Origin of the sequence: Streptomyces sp. NPDC002588, assembly GCF_040295925.1 — a bacterium.
Lineage (GTDB): Bacteria > Actinomycetota > Actinomycetes > Streptomycetales > Streptomycetaceae > Streptomyces.
Genome location: NZ_JBEOWF010000052.1, coordinates 49,593 through 69,549, shown reverse-complemented (window position 1 = coordinate 69,549; position 19,957 = coordinate 49,593). Strand labels below are relative to the sequence as shown.

Sequence of the window (19,957 nt, the reverse complement as noted above, 5' to 3'; positions counted from 1 at the left end):
CGGGGCTCAGCCCGTCGCGAGCAGCAGGGTGCCGACCAGTGCCAGGCCCGCGCCCGCCGCCTGGACCGCCCGCAGCCGCTCCCGCAGGATGCCGCGCGCGGCCAGGGCGGTCACCACGGGGTAGAGAGAGGCGAGCACGGCGGCCACGGTGACCGGGCCGTGCTGGGCGGCGACCGCGTACGTGCCGTTGGCGGCGACGTCGGCCAGCCCGACGAACGCGTAGGCCGGCAGCGCGGTCCACGCCAGTCCGCCCGCGGGCCGGGCGGACGCGCCGCGCCGCCCGGCCGCGTACAGCGCGGCGCCGCCCGCCGCCACACTTGTCAGGCGCTGCACGAACAGGGCGAGGAAGAGCCCGGTGACGGTCGTCGACGCCTCGGTGATCAGCACGAACACCGTGCCGAAGCCGAGCGCCGCGACCAGGGTGAGGAGCACCGCCCGCCGCCGCACCGGGGCACCCCGCAGCTGGGGACCGCCCGCCAGGACGACGCCCGCGACGGCGACCGCGCCGCCCGTGAGCTGGACGAGCCCGGGGCGTTCGCCCAGGAACAGGCCGACCGAGACCGGGACGGCCACGCTCAGGGTGGCCAGCGGGGAGACCACGCCCATGGGGCCGAGGGCCAGTGCCTTGTAGAAGGAGAGCAGGGCGACCGGCCCGGCCAGACCGGCGGCGACCGCGAACCACAGCCGGGGGCCGGCCTCGCTCCAGCCGCCGGTGGCGATCACGACGGCACCGAGCACGAGTGCCGCGGCCGACTGCGACACCACGACCACCGTCAGTGCCGGGGCGCGCCGGGTCAGCAGTCCGCCGCCGAAGTCGGCCAGGCCCCAGAGCAGGCTGGTGGCAAGGGCGAAGAGCGCTGTCACGGGATCCTCGCAGTACAGTTCGGTGCACGATCGGGTGCACTCACCGTAGTACAGGAGAGTGACCTCCGGCATCGAGAATATTGGACTACCCCTGTGGACGGAATGTGTCGGACCTCGACCTGCTGACCCAGTCCCTGGCGCGCAACGTCAAGCACTGGCGCTCGGTGCGCGGCTTCACCCTGGACGTGCTCGCCGCCCGGGCAGGTGTCAGCCGCGGCATGCTCATCCAGATCGAACAGGCCCGCACCAACCCGAGCATCGGCACCGTCGTCAAGATCGGTGACGCACTCGGCGTCAGCATCACCACCTTGCTCGACTACGAGCAGGGCCCCAAGGTCCGGATCGTCCCGGCCGACAAGGCCGTACGGCTGTGGCACACCGACGCGGGCAGCTACAACCGGCTCCTGGCCGGCACGGAGGCGCCCGGCCCGCTGGAGATGTGGGAGTGGCTGCTGATGCCGGGCGAGTCCAGCGACTCCGACCCGCACCCGGCCGGCACGGTGGAGATCGCCCACGTCACGGCCGGTGAGCTGACGCTCACCGTGGAGGGCGCCGAGTACCGCGTCCCGGCGGGCGCCAGCGTCACCTTCGAGGCCGACGCGGCTCATACGTACGGCAATCGGGGCGAGGTCCCGACCGAGCTGGTGCTGACCGTCTCCGTGCCGCCCGTGCCCTGAGACTCCCCGCTTCCCGTCCGGGCGGTGCTTGCTAGCGTGCGGGCATGCGCGCACCCATCGGACACTTCGAGACCGCCGTCCCCGCCCCCGACGCCCTCGACGAGCTGACCCGCCCGGTCGCCGACGCCGTACGCCGCTGGAGCGGCAGCGTGCCCGCCGAGCAGATCGTCTACGTGGACACCGACCCGCGGTGGGCCGACACCGCGGTCTTCGTCGAGCACTACGGCCGGGAACTGCTGGAGCGGTCGGCGAACTGTGTCGTGGTGGCCGGGAAGCGGGGCGGCGAGACGACCTTGGCCGCGTGCCTCGTCCTGTCCACCACCCGGGTCGACGTCAACGGCGTGGTGCGCCGCCAACTGGGCGCCCGCAAGGCCTCGTTCGCCGCGATGGACACGGCGGTGGGCGAGACCGGCATGGAGTACGGCGGCATCACCCCGGTCGGACTGCCCGCCGACTGGCCGGTGCTGGTGGACGCGGCGGTCGTCGACCTGCCGTACGTCCTGGTCGGCAGCGGACGCCGACGCGGCAAACTCCTCGTCCCCGGCAAGGCGTTCGCCGAACTGCCGGGCGCGGTGGTGCTGGAGGGCCTGGGGCAGGCCGTCTGAGCGGGCGGTTCGTCAAGTGCGGGTGATCGTGGGGTGCTCCGGGTGCATCCCGGTGGCGTGCCGCCGGCGCGACTCTGTGTTCGGCACACGTTCCCGGCCTGCGGACCAAGAGTTGATCGGCCGCCGAAAGTGGGCTGCCAATCAATTTCGCGGCCGTTGAACTTGCTGGTGAGGGGGGAGTGTCCCACGTTCCTCGCTACTGGTGGCCCGGCCCCGGCGGACAACCACGGCTGCGGCCGTCTCGCGGGCCGAAGCGAACCGTCCACCGGGACACGCTCCTCAGGCAGCCATGTGGTGGGCGAGCGCCAGATGCGGATCCGTCTCGCCCGGCACCGGCGCCGGATCCGCGTGCACCAGGGCCGCACTCAGGCGGGGCACCGCGTGCAGCAGCACGTGTTCCGCGTCCACGGCGATCGCGTGGGCCTGACGTACCGTCGCCTCGCCGTCCACGACGACCGCGACCTCGGCGCGCAGCCGGTGACCGATCCAGCGCAGCCGCAACTCGCCCACCCCGCGCACGCCCTCGACCTCCCGCAGCGCCCGCTCGGCCCGGTCGACCAGGGCCGGGTCGACGGCGTCCAGCACCCGCCGCAGCACCTCACGCGCCGCGTCCCGCAGCACCAGTACGATCGCCGCCGTGATCGCCAACCCCACGACCGGGTCGGCGAGTTGCCAGCCGAGGGCGGAGCCTCCCGCGCCCAACAGCACGGCGAGGGAGGTGAATCCGTCCGTGCGCGCGTGCAGTCCGTCCGCCACCAGGGCCGCCGAGCCGATCGAACGGCCGACCCGGATGCGGTACCGGGCCACCCACTCGTTGCCCGCGAAACCGACCAGCGCGGCCACGGCGACCGCGCCGACGTGCCCGACCGGCCGGGGGTCCAGCAGGCGCTCGAAGGCCGTCCACCCGGCGAAGGCCGCCGACGCGGCGATGGTCAGCACGATCGCCAGGCCCGCCAGGTCCTCCGCCCGCCCGTAGCCGTAGGTGAAGCGCCGGGTGGCGGCCCGCCGGCCCAGCACGAACGCGATGCCCAGCGGTACGGCCGTCAGCGCGTCCGCCGCGTTGTGGACCGTGTCCCCGAGCAGCGCCACCGACCCGGACAGCACGACCACGACCGCCTGCGCCACGGCCGTCACCCCCAGCACCGCCAGCGAGACCCACAGCGCGCGCATGCCCCGCGCCGACGACTCCAGCGCCGGGTCGAGCTTGTCGGCGGTCTCGTGGGAGTGGGGGGTGAGGAGGTGTGTCAGGCGGTGGCGGAGGTTCGAGGAGGCGGGGGAGTGGTGGTGCGGGTGCTCGAGCGCGTGGCCGTGGCCGTGGTGGTGCTCGTGCCCGTGCTGGTGCTCATGCCCGTGGTCGTGCCGCTCGCTCACGTCGGTCCCTTCCGGTGCGCCGGGGTGGACGCGACCGCGCCCACCCCGCCATTATGTGCGTATGAGCGCACGCATGCACCTGTCACCTGCGCACCATGTGCACCCGCGCACCCCCGGCGAGGAGCAGTTCGCGCTCGCCGCCGAGCTCCTCGCGCTGCTCGGCGACCGCACCCGGCTCACCCTGCTGCATGCCCTGACCTCGGGCGAGGCCGATGTGACCACCCTGACGGAAGCGTGCGGTGCGGCCCGTCCTGCGGTCAGCCAGCATCTGGCGCGACTACGGCTGGCCGGCCTGGTGAACACCCGGAAGGAGGGCCGCCGGGTGATCTACTCCCTCTCCGACGGCCATCTGCGCCGCCTGGTGGACGAGGCGCTGAACGTCGCCGACCACCGGCTCGGCGACCAGCCGGTGCACGACGACTGAATCAGTAGTGCTCGGCGGTCCCCAGGTACTGCTCCGCGAAAGCGGCCGCGGCGGCGGGCGAGGTGAACAGGCGGCGCAGCCGGGCGAAGGTCGTGCCCGCGCGGAACGGGTCGCCCGCGGCCGTGCCGTGGTACACCTCCGACAGCCACTGTGAGAACTCCTGGTAGTCCCACACCCGGCGCAGACACGCCTCCGAGTAGCCGTCCAGACCGTCGCCGTCCCCGCCGTCCAGGTACGCCACCAGCGCGTCGCCCAGCAGGAAGGCGTCGTGCAGGGCGAGGTTCATGCCCTTCGCGGCGATCGGCGCCACCAGGTGGGCCGAGTCGCCGGCCAGGAACAGCCGCCCGTACGTCATCGGCTCGACCACGTAGTCGTGCATGTCCAGCACGCGCTTCTCGACGAGCGGCCCCTCGGTGAGCGCCGGGGCGTCCGCGCCGCCCGCGAGGCGCAGGTGCAGCTCGGACCAGACGCGGTCGTCGGGCCAGTTCTCGGGGTCGTCGCCCGGCGGGCACTGGAGGTAGTACCGGGTCACCTCGGGACTGCGGGCCATGTGTCCGGCGAACCCGTTTCCATGGACGCCGAACACCACGCAGTCGGAGGACGGCGGCGCCTCGGCGAGCAGCGCCAGCCAGCCGATGCCGTAGTCGTGGCGTGCGATCCGTGCGTGCTCCGGCGGCGGCGCGGCCCGGCTCACCCCGCGCGCTCCGTCTGCGCCGACCACGAAATCGCAGTCCAGCAGCCGCCGTTCACCGGTGTCGGGGCAGGTGTACGACACCGAGGGGCGGGCCGACGTCAGGTCGCGCAGCTCGACGTCGCGCACGGAGAAGCGGGCGTCGCCGCCGCGCACGTCGACGTACTCGTGGACCAGATCCGTCACCAGCAACGGCTGTGGGTACACCCAGTGATGACGGCCCGTCAGCTCACTGTAGGGGAAGCGGTAGCGCTCGCCGCCGAAGCGGAACTCGCAGGCCGTGTGGCGCTGGGCCCGCGCCAACAGGTTGTCGGCCAGGCCGCGTTGCTGCAGACCGCGCACGGCCCACTCCTCGACGACCCCGGCACGCGGCCGCTGCTCGATGGACGCGCGGCTCTCCGTCTCCAGGACGACGCAGTCGACCGACGCGGCCCGCAGGATGTTGCCGACGGTGAGCCCGGCGGGCCCCGCACCGACGATCACGACCGGAGTGTGCCGGGAGGAAGGGGAGTTGGTGGTCACCCGGACATTATGGGTGCCCCCGCGGCGGCGGCCGGCCGGCCGGGGCGTCCACCACCGCGGCCTCCTCGACGGCTCCGCGCGATCCCTGTGAATCAGCCCAGTCGGGGAATCTCGATCGCCGGGCAGCGGTCCATGACCATCTCCAGGCCGGCCGCGCGGGTCCGCTCGTAGGCCGCCTCGTCGACGACGCCGAGCTGGAACCACACCGCCTTCGCCCCCTTGGCCACGGCCTCGTCGGCCACGGCACCCGCGAGGTCGCTGTTCACGAAGACGTCGACGACGTCCACCTCGAAGGGGATGTCCGCGAGGGAGGCGTAGCCCTGCTCGCCGTGCACCGTCTCCGCCTTGGGATGGACCGGCACGACCCGCTTGCCGTACCGCTTCAGCACCTCGGCGACCCCGTACGCGGCCCGCCCCCGGTTCGTCGAAAGGCCCACCACGGCCCAGGTGTCTCCCAGCCCGGTGAGGATCCTGCGGATCGTTGCCTCGTCGCCGTACACCGTGTGCCTCCCGGGGGGTGTGGACCTGCTCTGTCCTGTGCTGCAACACCCCGCGGTCGCCGTGGATTCCGTACCCTGCCTGCAAACCCCCGGTCACCCGCCTAGGCTCGACCCGTGCTGCGCATCATCGACGCCCGAACCGGCGAAGCCGTCGTCGCCGCCCCCGTTCGCCGTGGTCTCACCAGGGTCCAGGCGCACGCCTCGGGGTACGGCACCGGCGCGCTCCGCGTCCTCCTCGTCACCGACGTCCTCGTACGGGCGCTGGAGCTCGGTGGCACACCCGTGTGGGCGCTGCTGACCGGCGAACGGCAGCAGGCGGAACTCCGGGCCGGCGCCGCCGCCCTCGGTATGCACCCCTTCGAGGACGGCCAGGATCTCGGTGCCGGGGTGGGCGAGGCGCAGGTGCTGCACGTGGTGGGGGAGGGGGCACCCGCCCCCGACGGAGTGCGGGTCGCGGTGGCCCCGGTGACCGGGTCGGCCGGCCCTTCGGACCCCGACGGGCCGCGGCCCCCGGGCGCGGCGCCCACCGGTCCCGCCGTGCCGCGCCCCGCCCTGCCCGCCGACCCCTCCGTGCTGCGCCTCGCGCTGCTCTCCCGGCCGCGTACCGAGCCCGTCCACCTCGAGGCGGCGCTGCTGAGCGAGGCGCACGAAACCCTCGTACGCTGGCGGGGAGCCGTCGCCGGCTGGGCGCGGCGGCCCTCGCGGCCCGTCCCGGACGAGGTCCGCGGCCGGCTCCGGAACGCCTGGGAGGACGACCTGGACGTACCCGAGATGCTGCGGGTGCTGCGGTGGGCGGAGGACGCCGGGCCGGAGCTTCCCGACGGTGCCCGCTTCGAGACGTACGCCTACGCGGACCGCCTCCTCGGTCTCGAGCTCACCCGCGACGTGGGAGCCCCGGCGTGAGCGGGCAGGCGGCGCCGCTGCGCCGGCTGGTGATCCTGCGGCACGCCAAGTCCGCCTGGCCCGAGGGAGTGCCCGACCACCAGCGGCCCCTGGCGTCGCGCGGCCGCCGGGACGCCCCCGCCGCGGGCCGCGCCCTCGCCGAGGCCGACTGCCTCCCCGACCTCGCCCTGTGCTCCACCGCCGTACGCGCCCGCCAGACCTGGGACCTGGCCTCAGCCGAGTGGGGCACGCCGCCACCGGTCCGTTTCGACCGGAGGCTGTACGCGGCCGGCGTACCCGACCTCCTGGCGGTCGTACGGGAGACGCCCGCCGAGGCCGAGACGCTGCTGCTGGTCGCCCACAACCCGGGCCTGGAGGAACTCGTCCTGGCGTTGGCGGGAGACGCCCTCGAAGGCTCGTTGGACGAGGTGCGGCGGAAGTTCCCGACCTCGGCGATCGCCGTGCTGGCCTGGCACGGGCCCACCTGGCGGTCCCTGAGGCCCGGCGGCGCCCTGCTGATCGCGATGATCGTGCCGAGGGGCGAAAAGGGAGGCTGAGCCGGCCTCAGCCGACGTGCACCCGCGGCCGCCGGTCCGGGTCCGCCTCCGCCCGCCGCAGCACCTCACGGGTGACCGGGGCCACCTCGCCCTCGCCGAAGACCAGGAAACGGATCAGCTGGCTCACCGGGCTGCCCTCCGTCCAGCTGAAGTAGGCGTGCGGGACCTCGCCGGTGCGGTCGCGCAGCGCCAGCAGGACGGCGGCGATGGTGTTGGGCACGGTCGGGCCCGACACACGCAGCCGGCGGACGCCGTGCTTCTCGTCGCCGTGCACACTGACGTCCGCCGCGAAGTCCGAGGAGTCCCGCACGAACACCTCCAGGAACAGCACCGGCCCACCGCCCGCGATCGGGGTGTGCTCGCGCTGCTCCCCCTCCTTCGCCCGGTACGCCCGTGTGCTGTGCTCCTGTGGCTCGTTCGCGATGAGCCGCACCGGCCCGTGTCCGGCCGCCTCGTCGACGAACCGGGCCGCCGCGTCGTCGAGGACGACCTCGGCCGTGCGCAGCTCGAAGGAGCGGTGGACACGCGAGGCGAAGGACGTGACCAGGATGGCGAGGATGAAGATCGACGCGATCTTGATGCCGTCGGGGCGTTCGACGACGTTCGCGACCAGCGTGTACGCGAAGACCGCGGTGATCGCGCCGAAGCCGAGGGTGGCCCGGCGGTGTCCGTGCCGGTGCACGGCGACCGTGGAGGCGAAGGACGCCGACAGCATCAGCACCAGCACCCCGGTGGCGTAGGCCCCGCTCTGCGCGTCGACGTTCGCGTGGAACCACAGGGTGATGAGGACGGCGGCCGCCGTGAACACCAGCACGAGCGGGCGCACGGCGCGCGTCCACTCGGGTGCCATGCCGTAGCGGGGGAGATAGCGCGGGACGAGGTTCAGCAGACCGGCGAGCGCGGAGGCGCCCGCGAACCACAGGATGGTGATCGTCGAGAGGTCGTAGACCGTGCCGAAGACCTGCCCCAGATGTTCGTGCGCGAGATAGGCCAGTGCCCGGCCGTTGGCCGGCCCGCCGCTCTTGAAGTCGTCCTGCGGGATCAGGATCGTCGTCGCCAGACTGGACAGCAGCAGGAAACAGCTCATGATCGACGCGGCCGCGGTGAGCAGCCTGCGGGTGTCCCGGATCCGGCCGTGAGGCTCCTCGTAGGTGTCCGTCGGATCGCCCTTGACCTGCGGCATCACGGCCACACCCGTCTCGAAGCCGGACATGCCGAGCGCCAGCTTCGGGAAGACCAGCAGCGCCACCCCGATCATGGCCCACGGCGAGGAGTGCTCGGCGGTCATCGCGTCGGTCCAGTCCCCGATCCGCACGGGATGCGTGAGGATCTCCACGGCGGAGACGGCGAGCACCACCAGGTTGAGCGTGAGATAGGTCGCCACCAGCACCACCGCGATCCCGATGGCGTCCCGGAAACCCCTCAGGAACACCGCGGCCAGCGCGCCGACCAGCACCAGCGTGATCCACTCGTTGCCGTCGGCCGTCCAGTGCGGGGCGAACGGGTTCTCCACGACGTGCGCGGCCGCGTCCGCCGACGACAAGGTGATCGTGATCATGAAGTCGGTGGCCGCGAACCCCAGCAGCACCAGCACCAGGATCTTCCCCGACCACCAGGACAGGAGCCGTTCCAGCATCGCGATCGAGCCCTCGCCGTGCGGGCTCTCGTGCGCCACCCTGCGGTACACCGGCAGCGCGCCCAGCAGCGTCAGCCCGATCAGCACCAGCGTGGCGAGCGGCGAGAGCAGACCGGCGGCGAGGGCGGCGATGCCCGGCTGGTAGCCGAGCGTGGAGAAGTAGTCCACACCGGTCAGGCACATCACCCGCCACCAGCGGTGGCCCGCGTGCTCGACCCGTGGGGCGGCATGCGGACCGGGATGCCGGGCGGTCTGCTCACTGAGTCCCTCCAGCAGCCAGGCCCGCCAGCGGGACGACCGCGGACCCGCGCTCTGCTCGTTCATCGGATCTTGACTACCCCGGATGGCGGCACCCTCACCACCGCATAGGCTGACCGGATGCAGGACGAGTACCGCACCGTCGCCCGCGCGGGCGTGCACGAGACCGAGGTCAACCGCTCCCGTTTCCTGTGCGCTCTCGCCCCGGCGGGCACCGAGCGGGAGGCCCAGGACTTCATCGCGTCCGTCCGCAAGGAGCACACCGACGCCACCCACAACTGCTGGGCCTACGTCATCGGCGCCGACGCCTCCGTCCAGAAGGCCAGTGACGACGGCGAACCCGGCGGCACCGCCGGGGTCCCCATGCTTCAGATGCTGCTGCGCCGCGACATGCGCTACGTCGTCGCCGTCGTCACCCGCTACTACGGCGGTGTCAAGCTCGGTGCGGGCGGGCTCATCCGGGCCTACGGCGGCGCGGTCGGCGAGGCACTGGACACCGTCGGTACGCTCACCCGCCGCCGCTTCCGCCTCGCCACGGTCACCGTCGACCACCAGCGGGCCGGCAAGGTGCAGAACGACCTGCGCTCCACCGGCCGCGAGGTGCGGGACGTCCGCTACGGCGAGGAGGTCGCCCTCGACATCGCCCTCCCGGACGCCGACGTGGACGCCTTCCGCGCCTGGCTCGCGGACGCCACGGCGGGGACGGCCGGCTTCGAACTGGGCGGGGAGTCCTACGGCGACGCCTGAAAGCCGTCCGCCTGCCCTCCGCCGGCCGTCCGCAGGTCGGTCGAACGCCGGTCGTCCGTCGGGAGACGGTAGACCGACACGTGCGAACGCGACTCGGCGGTGAACTCGGCCTCCGTCCAGTCCGCGTGCCTGCTCTCCAGCTCGAACCCGGCCAGCCGGCCCATCAGATCGAGCTCGGCCGGCCAGATGTAGCGGTGCGGGGTGCGGTCCAGCCGGGCTTCGCGGCCCTCCTCGGCGAACCGGAAGTGGTGCGACACGACGTGCTGACGCAGCACGTCGTAGGTGTCCAGGCCGATGTAGCCGGGCTCGGAATGCCAGACCGTCGCCGGTGCGCCCGGCGGGAGCCTGCGCAGCTCGGGCACCCACAGCTCGATCACGAACCGGCCGCCGGGGGCGAGATGGCGGGCCGCGTTGCGGAAGCACTCCACCTGTTCGGCCTGGGTGAGCAGGTTGGCGATCGTGTTGTAGACGAGGTAGACCAGCGCGTACTTCCCGGGCGCGGTGGCGGTCGCCATGTCGCCGAAGACCACCGGGACCGTCGTGTCGTCGGCCTTCTCCCGCAGCCGGGCGATCATCGGCCGGGACAGCTCGATCCCGGTGACGGGCACCCCGCGCCCGGCGAGCGGGATCGCCACACGCCCGGTGCCGACGGCGAACTCCAGGGCCGGTCCGTCACCCGCGAGCGCGGCGAGCCTGTCCACGGTCGGCCCCAGCACCTCGGGCGCGAACATCCCCGTGCCAGGTGAGTCGTAGCGCCGAGCGGCCTCGGTGTCCCAGATCTGCTCCTGATCCATTCCGCCAACGATCGCCAGGAGCGGCCGGGTTGTCCAACGGTTTTGCCGGGGCCGCTCCGTCCGGCGTGACAAGGACGTCATGCGCCTCGACGACCCACTCCAGCCGCAGGCCGCCAGGGGCCGCGAGCGGCCGGCCTTCGACGGCCGCAGGAGAGGTCGTGAACCGGTCTCCCGCACGCCCCGCCGGAACCGCCCGCCCCCTGTGGTCGTCTTGTGCGCTGACTGTGTGCGAACCGGGATGTGGGGGACGTTGTGACGCGGAACGTGACAAAGGCCGGTCTCATGGCCGTGGCCATGGTGACGGTGCTCGGGGCCTCGGCCTGCGGCGGGGAAGCCGGCGCTGCGGCCGGGAAGAGCGGCGGGACGCGCTCCGCGCACGGGGAGTCCGTGGCGCCGTCCGAGGACGGGGTGTCGTCCGGCTCGGCGACGACGTCGCTCGGCGCCGGGGGGAAGCCGTCCGTGGTCGCGCAGGCCGCGGCGGCGCCCGTCACCCGGCACGTGCCGTGGAACCTGGACATCCTGGACCAGCGGTCGCGGCCCCTGAACGGGAAGCTCACCACCACCGCGACGGGCAAGGGCGTTCACGTCTATGTGATCGACACCGGGATGGACATCGCCCACAAGGAGTTCGGCGGACGCGCCCACCTCGGCGCCGACTTCGTGGGCCCGAAGGACTCCGGTGACTGCTTCAGCGAGGAGGGGACCGGCCACGGCACGTTCGTCGCCGGCATCATCGGCGGGGCGAAGTACGGGGTGGCACCCAAGGCGGATCTCGTACGGGTCCAGGGCGTCCTGTGCGAGAGCGGGGGCGGCGGTTCCGCGGCGGCGGCCGAGGCGGCCCTGGTGAAGTCGGTCAAGTGGGTCACCGCGCACGCGCAGAAGCCCGCGGTGGTGAACATGTCGCTCAACCTCGACCACCGGTCGGCGGCCCTGGAGTCCGCCGTGAAGAAGATGGTCGACGCAGGCATCCCGACCGTGGTGTCGGCCGGCAACTTCCACGACGACGCCTGCAAGCACTCCCCGGCCGGCGTCCCCGGCACGATCGTCGTGGCGGCCTCCACCTCGAACGACCGCGCGTGGAGCGACGGCGGCTCCTACGGATCGGGTTACGGACGGTGCGTGGACCTGTACGCCCCCGGCCAGAAGGTGACCTCCGCCCTCGCCGGCGGCGGCACGGTCACGGAGAACGGCGGGGCGACGTCCTGGGCCGCACCGCACGCGACCGGCGTGATCGCGCTGTACCTGTCGGCACACCCCCACGCCACGGCCGACGAGGTCCACGTCTGGCTCGACCACACGGCCACCCGTCGTGTCGTGCGCGGCGTCCGCTCCGACACGCCCAACCGGCTGCTCAACACCGGCGGCCTCTGACCCGCCCCGGCCGTGAGTGCGAGCGTGAGGCTCCACGGCCGGCCCCTGCGGGCCGGATCCGCGCCCTCGTGCCGCAGCACAGTCACCGGCTGGGGCGCCTGCCGCAGTCAGGGTGTGAGTGGTGGATCAGGGGGCCATATGCGTTAGCGTGGCGAGAGTTGACGGCGAGCCCCGTGCTGGTTCGTGCTGGTTTCAGAGCCGCAGTAGGGGTAAACGTGCAGGTCGGGGCGATTTGATGAGATTGCTGCACACGTCCGACTGGCATCTCGGCCGGTCGTTCCACCGAGTGAACATGCTCGGCGCGCAGGCCGGGTTCATCGGTCATCTCGTCAGAACCGTACGCGAGCGCGAGGTCGACGCGGTCGTCGTGTCGGGGGACGTGTACGACCGGGCGGTGCCGCCGCTCGCCGCCGTGGAACTGTTCGACGACGCCCTGCACCGGCTCGCCGACCTCGGCGTCCCGACGGTGATGATCTCCGGCAACCACGACTCGGCCCGCCGGCTCGGCGTGGGCGCGGGACTGATCGGGCGGGCGGGTATCCATCTGCGGACCGACCCCTCGGCGGCCGGCACCCCGGTGGTGCTCGCCGACTCCCACGGCGACATCGCCTTCTACGGGCTGCCCTATCTCGAACCCGCCCTGGTGAAGGACGAGTTCGGCGTGGAGAAGGCCGGCCACGAGGCCGTGCTCGCCGCCGCCATGGACCGGGTCCGCGCCGATCTCGCGACCCGCGCCCCGGGCACCCGTTCCGTCGTCCTCGCGCATGCCTTCGTCACCGGCGGCGAACCCAGCGACAGCGAGCGGGACATCACCGTCGGAGGGGTGGCCTCCGTCCCCGCCGGAGTCTTCGACGGCGTCGACTATGTGGCACTGGGTCATCTGCACGGCTCCCAGACCCTCACCGAACGCGTCCGCTACTCCGGCTCGCCGCTGCCGTACTCCTTCTCGGAGAGCGGCCATCGCAAGACCATGTGGCTGGTCGACCTCGACGCGGCGGGGGCCGTCACCGCCGAGCGGATCGACTGCCCGGTGCCGCGTGCCCTCGCCCGGATCTCCGGGACCCTGGAGGACCTGCTCGCCGACCCCGCGCTCGCGCCGCACGAGGACGCGTGGGTCGAGGCGACCCTCACCGACACGGTCCGCCCCGCGGACCCCATGGCCCGGCTCACCGACCGCTTCCCGCACACCCTCAGCCTCGTCTTCGCCCCCGAGCGCGCCCCGGACGACCCCGAGGCGTCCTACGCCCTGCGGCTCGCCGGCCGCAGCGACCAGGAGATCGCCGAGGACTTCGTCGCCCATGTCCGGGGGGCGGGGCCCGACGACCGCGAGCGCCGGGTGCTGAGGGACGCCTTCGACTCGGTCCGCGCGGACGCCGCCGTGAAGGAGGTCGCACGGTGAGGCTGCACCGGCTCGATCTGACCGCGTTCGGCCCCTTCGGCGGCTCCCAGAGCGTCGACTTCGACGACCTGTCCGCCGCCGGCCTCTTCCTGCTGCACGGGCCGACGGGCGCCGGCAAGACCTCCGTCCTCGACGCCGTCTGTTACGCGCTCTACGGCTCCGTCCCCGGCGCCCGCCAGACCGCCCCGGGCCAGGGGCTCACCCTGCGCAGCGACCATGCGGCACCCGGCACCCGCACCGAGGTCACCCTCGAACTCACCGTCGCCGGACGGCGGTTGGAGATCACCCGGCAGCCACCGCACGAACGCCCCAAGAAGCGGGGCAGCGGTACGACGGTCGAGAAGGCCCAGACCTGGCTGCGCGAGTACGACGCCACCGCCGGCGTCTGGAAGGACCTCAGCCGCTCCCACCAGGAGATCGGCGAGGAGATCACCCAGCTGCTCGGCATGAGCCGCGAGCAGTTCTGCCAGGTCGTGCTGTTGCCCCAGGGCGAATTCGCGCGCTTTCTGCGCGCCGACGCCGAGGCGCGCGGCCGGCTGCTCGGCCGGCTCTTCGACACCCAGCGGTTCGCCGACGTGGAGAAGCGGCTCTCCGAGCGGCGCCGTACGACCGAGGCACGCGTGCGTGAGGGCGACGCCGCGCTGCTCGCCGACGCGCACCGGATGCAACAGGCCGCCGGGGACGCCATGGAGCTGCCCGAGCTGACACCGGGCGAGCCGGGCCTCGCCGAGGCGGTGCTGACCGCCGCCGCCCTGGCCCGCGCCGCCGCGCGCGAGCGGCTCACGGTTGCCGAGTGCGGCCGCCTCGCCGCCGAGTCCGCGCAGGCGGCCGCCCAGCGCGCCTTGGACGCCGTACGCGAACTCGACCGGTTGCAGCGGCGGTTCGGGGAGGCGCGGGAGCGGGCCGGGCTGCTGGAGGAGCGGGCCGGGGCGCACCGGGAGGCGCAGGCGCGGATGGAGCGGGGGCGCAAGGCGGAGGCGGTGGCGCCGGCGCTGAAGCTGCGGGAGGACGCCGAGGCCGAGCACCGCGCGGCGGCCGACGCCGAGGCACGGGCGCGTGCGCTGCTGCCGGAGCGGTTCGCGGACGCCGGGGCCGCCGGGCTCGTCGCCGCCGCGCGCAGGGCCGCCGAGGAGCTGGGCGGTCTCGAGTCGGCCCGGCGCGGTGAGCACCGGCTCGCCGAACTCACCGCCGAGCGCGCCGACCTGGACCGGCAGGAACGAGCCGACGACGACGTCCTCGCGGACAGCGAGGGCTGGCTCGCCGAGTGGGACACCCTGCGCGCGGGACTGCGGAGTCGTATCGAGTCCGCCCAGGAGGCCGCCGCCCGCGCCGAACAGCTCGCCGAGCGGCGCGAGCCCGCGCAGCGGCGCCTGGACGCCGCCCTCCGCCGCGACCGGCTCACCCGCGATCTCGAGGCCGCCCGGCACACCGCTCTCGCCTCCGGCGAGCGCGCGCAGACGGCCCGGGCGCGCTGGCTCGACGTCAAGGAACAGCGCCTCGACGGCATCGCCGCCGAACTGGCCGCCACCCTGAAGGACGGCGAGGCCTGCGCGGTCTGCGGGGCCACCGAGCACCCCGCCCCGGCCCGCAAGGACGCCGGTCACGTCGGCCGCGAGGCCGAGGAGAGCGCGCAGACGGAGCACCAGCGGGCCGAGGAACGGCACGCCAGGGACGAACGCGAGCTGGGTGTCGTACGGGAGGCCCTCGCCGCCGCCTCCGCCGAGGCGGGCGACGCCCCGGCGGACCGGCTCGCCGCCGAGGCGGAGGAACTGGAGCGGAGCCACGCGCAGGCGCGGCGGGACGCCTCCGGACTGCACCTCGCGCGCGAGGAGTTGCGCCACGCCGAGCAGGAGCACGAGCGTCGCACCGCAGCCCAGCGGGAGGCCGCCGGCCGGGTCGCCTCGCGGGGCGGACACCGTGAGCGGCTGGAGAGTGAACGGGCCGCGCTGGAAGAGGAGTTGGCGCGGGCCCGGGGCTCCGCGCCGAGCGTCGCCGCACGCGCCGCCCAGCTGGAGCGGCAGGCCGCCCTCCTCACCGACGCCGCCGACGGCGCGCGCGCCGTCGAGGAGAGCGCCGAGCGCCTCAAGGCCGCCGACGGGCGTCTGGACGAGGCCGCCTTCCGGGCCGGCTTCGACACCCCGCAGGCCGCCGCCGACGCCCTCCTCGACGACACCGCCCACCGTGAGCTGCAACGGCGCCTGGACGCCTGGCAGTCCGAGGAGGCCGCCGTACGGGCCGTCCTCGCCGAACCCGACACGGTGGCCGCAGCCCGGCGGCCGCCCGCCGAGGTGGCGGCGGCCGAGCAGACCGCCGCCCGGGCCGCCGAGCGGCTGCGCCGGGCCGCCTCCGCCGAGGACGCGGCCGTCCGCCGCTGCGCGGAACTCGACGAGCTCTCCGCGCGCGCGGCCGACGGCGTACGGCGGCTCGCTCCCCTGCGCGACGAGTACGACCGGGTGGCCCGCCTCGCCGGTCTCACCGCGGGCACCTCGGCCGACAACGAGCGCAGGATGCGCCTGGAGGCGTACGTCCTCGCCGCCCGCCTCGAACAGGTGGCCGCCGCCGCGACCGTACGGCTGCAGCGCATGTCCTCCGGCCGCTACACCCTCGTCCACTCCGACGACCGGGCCGGACGCGGCCGCAGCGGACTCGGGCTGCATGTCGTCGACGCCTGGACGGGGCGCGAGCGGGACACCGCGACGCTCTCGGGCGGCGAGACCTTCTTCGCCTCGCTCGCCCTCGCCCTCGGCCTCGCCGACGTGGTCACCGACGAGGCGGGCGGGGTCCGGCTCGACACCCTCTTCATCGACGAGGGGTTCGGCAGCCTCGACGACCAGACCCTGGACGAGGTCCTCGACGTCCTCGACTCCCTGCGCGAACGCGACCGCAGCGTGGGCATCGTCAGCCATGTCGCCGACCTGCGCCGGCGCATCCACGCCCAGCTGGAGATCGTCAAGGGCCGGTCCGGGTCGGTGGTGCGGCAGCGGGGCCACCGACCGAGCGGGCGCCGGGGGAGCGGCGAGGAGTAGACGACGCCCGTCGTGACCGACCCCGGCGTGCCGATCCTGCCGACCAAGGCCGTGCGTACGACAGTGGCGATCATTGCTCCATCGTTCCGGGCCCGATCTCCACGGCGGGCGGCACCACTTCGGTCGCTCTCCGGCCGATGGCCCGCTGCCGCGGAACCCCGACGCAGACGGGGAGAGGCGCCTGCCGGGAGGGAATCGGGATCAGGCGGGTCACTCGTGCGGCCGCCTCGGCTGTTCCCCACTCCTCCAGCAGCGCTCGCGCCTGTTGCTCGCCCAGGCGGCGTCCGGTCCGCCGGTGGAGGGCCAGCGCGCGGCGCGCGTAGTCGTGGGCTTCGGGGCTGCCCGGTGTCTGCGTCCGGGCCAGGATCAGCAGGCTGTCGGCCTCGGACAGGCGGTAGCGGTGGGTCACCGCCAGTTGCAGTGCCTGATAGGCGTAGTCACGCGCGGCGTCGGGCCGCCCCAGGACCTCGGCCGTGGCCGCGGTCGCCACCAGGGCTCGGCTGTGCCAGCCCGGGTTTCCCGACTCGTCCGCCAGGACGACCGCCGACAGATGTTCCTCCAGATCCCGGTTGACCGTCGCCAGGACGCTGCGTGCCAGCCAGCTCCAGCGAGGCGCCTTGAGGCCCTGCGCCAGGCACCACGCGTTCTCCGCGCACTCGCGCGCCGCCTCCGGCCGTCCGGCGTCCAGGTGGACCGTCGCCAGCTCGCTCCGGGCCGCCGACTCCAGGTCCGTGTCGCCGAACTCCCCGAGGACGACCAGGGCTCGGGTGTACAGGGCGCCCGCCTCCTCCACCTCTCCCAGGGCGTGCTTCACGATGGCCAGATTGACCAGGACGTACGGCTCCTGGTGTCGTGCGCCGGCCTTTGCGGCCAGTTCCAGTGCCTGGAACCGGACGCGCAGCGAGTCGGCCAGGCGGCCCAACTCGAAGTACACCTCGCCGAGCCGCGAGAGGGTGACCACCGTGCTGGAAGCGCTGTGGGCCGACGGTGTCGCGGGCATCACCGACTCCAGGCGGCCGGCCGCCTCGTCGAGGTGCCCGGTGAAGATCAGGATCTGCGCGATGAAGTTCTCGCAGCCGTCGATGCCGTGGCGGTGGTCGATGGCGCGCGCGATCGACAGGGCCGTCTTGAAGCTTCTCATCGCCTTCGGGTAGTCGTTCACGCTCAGGTTCGCGTGCGCGAGGCTGTACCACCCGCTGAACCGGGCTTCGGCGTTGCCCATGCGCTCGGCGGCCGTGATGGCGGCGTTGGCGGCGTCGATCCAGTCGCCGACGTTCATCCGGGTGGCGAAGTAGGGGCGAAGGCCGTCGGCGATCCGCCAGGTGTGGGTGCCGATCGGGTCGTCGTGCAGGGCCGCGATCAGGTTCGGGATCTCGTTGTCGAACCAGGCCAGCGCCTCGGCCGTGGTGTCGAAGTCCGCGTCGGGGGAGTGCTCCGCGCCGGACAGGCGGGCGTACCCGGGGAAGGCCAGCGCCTGCGCCGCAAGGGTGCGCTCCAGGTACCAGTCGGTCAGGCGGCAGCGTGCCGTCTCGCGGTCGGGCCCGGAGTCCTCGGCCTCGGCGCGTGCTCGCGCATACAGGCGGGTCAGGTCGTGGAGGGTGAAGCGGTCCGCCGCCGATTGGCCGATCAGGTGGGCGTCCAGCAGGCGGTCCACCAGGCGGCCGGCTTCGGCCTGGCTCAGGCCGGCCAGTACCGCGGCCGCCGCGACCGTGAAGTCAGGGCCCTGGGAGAGTCCGAGCCGCCGGAACAGGTGGCGGGTGTCAGGGTCCAGAGCGTCGTAGGACTGTCCGAGGACGGTCTGCATCGTGCTGTCGCTGTCGCCGGGAGTCTGGAGTGCGGCCAGGCGGTTGCCGTCGAGCAAGTCCCTGATGTGGTCGGCGATCGACGCCAGCGGATGGTTGGCGATGTTGGCCGCCGCGATGCTCAGCGCCAGCGGTATCCGCCCGCATGCCTCGGCCAGGTCGTGGACCGCGCCCGGCTCGGCGCGCAGACGCTCGGCGCCGAGCATGCGCTCGAGCAGCTGCTCGGCCTCCTGCGGCGACATCGGTCCGACCGCCACCTGACGAGCCCCGTCCCGCACGACCAGGCCGGTCAGCCGGAAACGGCTGGTGATCAGGGTCGCCGAGCCCGGCCCGGTGGTCAGCAGCGGGCGGACCTGGTCGACCGACCGGGCGTTGTCGAGCAGCACCAGCAGGCGCTTGTCGGCGACCGTCGAACGGTACAGGTCGATGAGTTCGTCGGCCTCGGCCGGGATGGCGTCCCGGGGCAGCCCCAGCGAGCGCAGCGCGCGGGCGATCGTCCGCGTCGGGGTCATCGCGCGCTGTGTGTCGTGGCCGTGCAGGTTGATGTAGAGCTGGCCGTCGGGGAAGCGGTCGGCCATCGACCGGCCCCAGTGCACGGCCAGCGTCGTCTTGCCGACGCCGGCGGGGCCGACCACCGCGACCGTGCCCGGGACTCCTTCGCCGGACAGGCTTCCGGCCAGGAAGTCGTCGAGCTGGTCGAGCAGTTCCCGCCGACCCACCAGCTGTGGCGTCGACGGCAACTGCATAGGCACCGGCGGTGCCGAGGGCGCGGCCGGGGCATCGGGGAGCACGCTGTCCAACGGGGCGTCGGGTACGGGGGCCGGCTCGCACTCGGAGATCGTGTGCGGCGTCTCGGCCGACGGATTCGGCGCCAGGGCGTCCAGCGAGGGATCGGCGTGCAGGATCGCCTGCTCCATGTCGGTGAACTTGCGGCCCGGGGTGAGCCCTTGCTGCTCGGCCAGCAGCGAGCGCAGCTCGCGCGCCTGCTCCAGCGCCGCGGTCTGACGGCCCGAGAGGTACAGCGCGAGCATCAGCTTCACCCGCAGGTTCTCGTTGAGAGGGTGCGCAGCGACCAGCGGCATCAGGTCGTCGATGAGTGCGCCGTGGTGCCCTTCGCCGATCTCCAGGTCGGCCAGATCCTCATAGGCTGTCAGGCGCAGGCTCGTCAGCTGGGTCTGCGCGGACTCGGCGTAGCTGACAGCGATGTCGGCCAGCGGCATGCCCTGCCACAGCGCGAGCGCTTTGCGGATCAGGCGCACCGCCGAGCGGCTGTCACCGCGCGCGGCCTCCTGGCGGGCCCGGGCCATGCCGCTGCGAAAGACGTCCAGGTCGAGCTCGCCGTCGTCGACGGCGATCGAATAGCCGGGGGCCCGGCTCTCGACCGGGATCTTGGCTCCGGCATCGCGGCACACCCGGCGCAGCGCCGCGATGTCGGCCTGGATCTGAGAGCGGGCCGTCTGCGGCTCTGAGCCGCCCCACAGCGCGTCGATCAGCTGCCGCGTGGAGACCACGTGGTTGGCGTGCAACAGTAGGTAGGCTAAGACGGCCCGGCACCGCGGACGCTTCACCGCCAGCGGCATGTCCTCGAAGTCCATCCCGACCGGTCCGAGTAATGTGTAGCGCATAGCCGTCAGTAACCCCCGTAAGCCGGGACTGCCGCCGGGGTCGCCGACCGCGCGCCCGGCATGCGTCGTCAGCTCCGGTTCGCCTGCGTGTGCAAAGCCACCATTGCATGCTGATCCACTTCCGGTCGAGCCCCGTATGGGTGCCGCATTGCGGACGCATGGCATATGCATGAGGGCACTTCGACAGGGCCTCGGCTGCATTGCGG

General features: G+C 73.4%; 16 protein-coding genes. 9 read left to right on the top strand and 7 right to left on the bottom strand.

Annotated features, from left to right (window positions below; translation table 11 throughout):
- Positions 1 to 6 precede the first annotated feature (6 nt).
- The gene (locus tag ABT057_RS41100) at positions 7 to 864 is read right to left on the bottom strand and encodes an EamA family transporter (RefSeq protein ID WP_352349061.1); all 858 of its coding nucleotides are present in this window, start codon (positions 862 to 864) and stop codon (positions 7 to 9) included.
- Positions 865 to 968: 104 nt separating this feature from the next.
- Between ABT057_RS41100 and ABT057_RS41095 the strand changes: the two genes are divergently transcribed.
- The gene (locus tag ABT057_RS41095) at positions 969 to 1,541 is read left to right on the top strand and encodes a helix-turn-helix domain-containing protein (protein ID WP_352349060.1); all 573 of its coding nucleotides are present in this window, start codon (positions 969 to 971) and stop codon (positions 1,539 to 1,541) included.
- 44 nt (positions 1,542 to 1,585) lie between these two features.
- Positions 1,586 to 2,146, top strand: coding sequence for a YbaK/EbsC family protein (locus ABT057_RS41090; protein WP_352349059.1), 561 nt, complete (start codon positions 1,586 to 1,588; stop codon positions 2,144 to 2,146).
- Between the two features lie 279 nt (positions 2,147 to 2,425).
- Here the strand turns inward: ABT057_RS41090 and ABT057_RS41085 are convergent, their stop codons facing one another.
- On the bottom strand, positions 2,426 to 3,517 hold the full coding sequence (locus tag ABT057_RS41085) for a cation diffusion facilitator family transporter (RefSeq protein ID WP_352349058.1): 1,092 nt from the start codon (positions 3,515 to 3,517) through the stop codon (positions 2,426 to 2,428).
- A gap of 61 nt (positions 3,518 to 3,578) precedes the next feature.
- Between ABT057_RS41085 and ABT057_RS41080 the strand changes: the two genes are divergently transcribed.
- Complete coding sequence (locus tag ABT057_RS41080) at positions 3,579 to 3,941, top strand: ArsR/SmtB family transcription factor (RefSeq protein ID WP_352349057.1); 363 nt, start codon at positions 3,579 to 3,581, stop codon at positions 3,939 to 3,941.
- 1 nt (position 3,942) lies between these two features.
- Here the strand turns inward: ABT057_RS41080 and ABT057_RS41075 are convergent, their stop codons facing one another.
- Together ABT057_RS41075 and ABT057_RS41070 are read right to left on the bottom strand one after the other, a co-directional pair.
- Positions 3,943 to 5,154, bottom strand: coding sequence for a 4-hydroxybenzoate 3-monooxygenase (locus ABT057_RS41075; RefSeq protein WP_352349056.1), 1,212 nt, complete (start codon positions 5,152 to 5,154; stop codon positions 3,943 to 3,945).
- A 92-nt stretch (positions 5,155 to 5,246) separates the two neighbouring features.
- On the bottom strand, positions 5,247 to 5,654 hold the full coding sequence (locus ABT057_RS41070) for a CoA-binding protein (RefSeq protein ID WP_352349055.1): 408 nt from the start codon (positions 5,652 to 5,654) through the stop codon (positions 5,247 to 5,249).
- 114 nt (positions 5,655 to 5,768) lie between these two features.
- Here ABT057_RS41070 and ABT057_RS41065 point away from each other — a divergent pair, with 114 nt between their 5' ends.
- Both ABT057_RS41065 and ABT057_RS41060 read left to right on the top strand, forming a co-directional pair.
- Positions 5,769 to 6,557 carry a hypothetical protein gene (locus ABT057_RS41065; RefSeq protein ID WP_352349054.1) on the top strand — a complete coding sequence of 263 codons (789 nt, stop codon included), beginning with the start codon at positions 5,769 to 5,771 and terminating at the stop codon, positions 6,555 to 6,557.
- Positions 6,554 to 7,093 (top strand): SixA phosphatase family protein, encoded by a 540-nt coding sequence (locus ABT057_RS41060; protein ID WP_352349053.1) that lies wholly within the window; start codon positions 6,554 to 6,556, stop codon positions 7,091 to 7,093. The genes ABT057_RS41065 and ABT057_RS41060 overlap by 4 nt, the downstream gene beginning before the upstream one ends.
- Before the next feature lie 7 nt (positions 7,094 to 7,100).
- On the opposite strand, the gene ABT057_RS41055 is transcribed toward ABT057_RS41060, so the two are convergent.
- Positions 7,101 to 9,053 carry an APC family permease gene (locus ABT057_RS41055; protein ID WP_352349052.1) on the bottom strand — a complete coding sequence of 651 codons (1,953 nt, stop codon included), beginning with the start codon at positions 9,051 to 9,053 and terminating at the stop codon, positions 7,101 to 7,103.
- Between the two features lie 54 nt (positions 9,054 to 9,107).
- Between ABT057_RS41055 and ABT057_RS41050 the strand changes: the two genes are divergently transcribed.
- Complete coding sequence (locus ABT057_RS41050; RefSeq protein ID WP_352349051.1) at positions 9,108 to 9,734, top strand: YigZ family protein; 627 nt, start codon at positions 9,108 to 9,110, stop codon at positions 9,732 to 9,734.
- Here the strand turns inward: ABT057_RS41050 and ABT057_RS41045 are convergent.
- Positions 9,719 to 10,528, bottom strand: a complete 810-nt coding sequence (locus tag ABT057_RS41045; RefSeq protein ID WP_352349050.1) for a class I SAM-dependent methyltransferase — start codon at positions 10,526 to 10,528, stop codon at positions 9,719 to 9,721. The genes ABT057_RS41050 and ABT057_RS41045 overlap by 16 nt on opposite strands.
- Positions 10,529 to 10,792: 264 nt before the next feature.
- Between ABT057_RS41045 and ABT057_RS41040 the strand changes: the two genes are divergently transcribed.
- The 3 genes from ABT057_RS41040 (at position 10,793) to ABT057_RS41025 (ending at position 16,324) form a co-directional block, all read left to right on the top strand.
- Complete coding sequence (locus ABT057_RS41040; RefSeq protein ID WP_352349049.1) at positions 10,793 to 11,899, top strand: S8 family peptidase; 1,107 nt, start codon at positions 10,793 to 10,795, stop codon at positions 11,897 to 11,899.
- A 235-nt stretch (positions 11,900 to 12,134) separates the two neighbouring features.
- On the top strand, positions 12,135 to 13,298 hold the full coding sequence (locus ABT057_RS41030; RefSeq protein ID WP_352349048.1) for an exonuclease SbcCD subunit D: 1,164 nt from the start codon (positions 12,135 to 12,137) through the stop codon (positions 13,296 to 13,298).
- Positions 13,295 to 16,324, top strand: coding sequence for an AAA family ATPase (locus ABT057_RS41025; protein WP_352349047.1), 3,030 nt, complete (start codon positions 13,295 to 13,297; stop codon positions 16,322 to 16,324). Before ABT057_RS41030 ends, ABT057_RS41025 begins: the two co-directional genes overlap by 4 nt.
- A 70-nt stretch (positions 16,325 to 16,394) precedes the next feature.
- Here ABT057_RS41025 and ABT057_RS41015 read toward each other — a convergent pair whose 3' ends face one another.
- Complete coding sequence (locus ABT057_RS41015; protein ID WP_352349075.1) at positions 16,395 to 19,706, bottom strand: AfsR/SARP family transcriptional regulator; 3,312 nt, start codon at positions 19,704 to 19,706, stop codon at positions 16,395 to 16,397.
- Positions 19,707 to 19,957 lie beyond the last annotated feature (251 nt).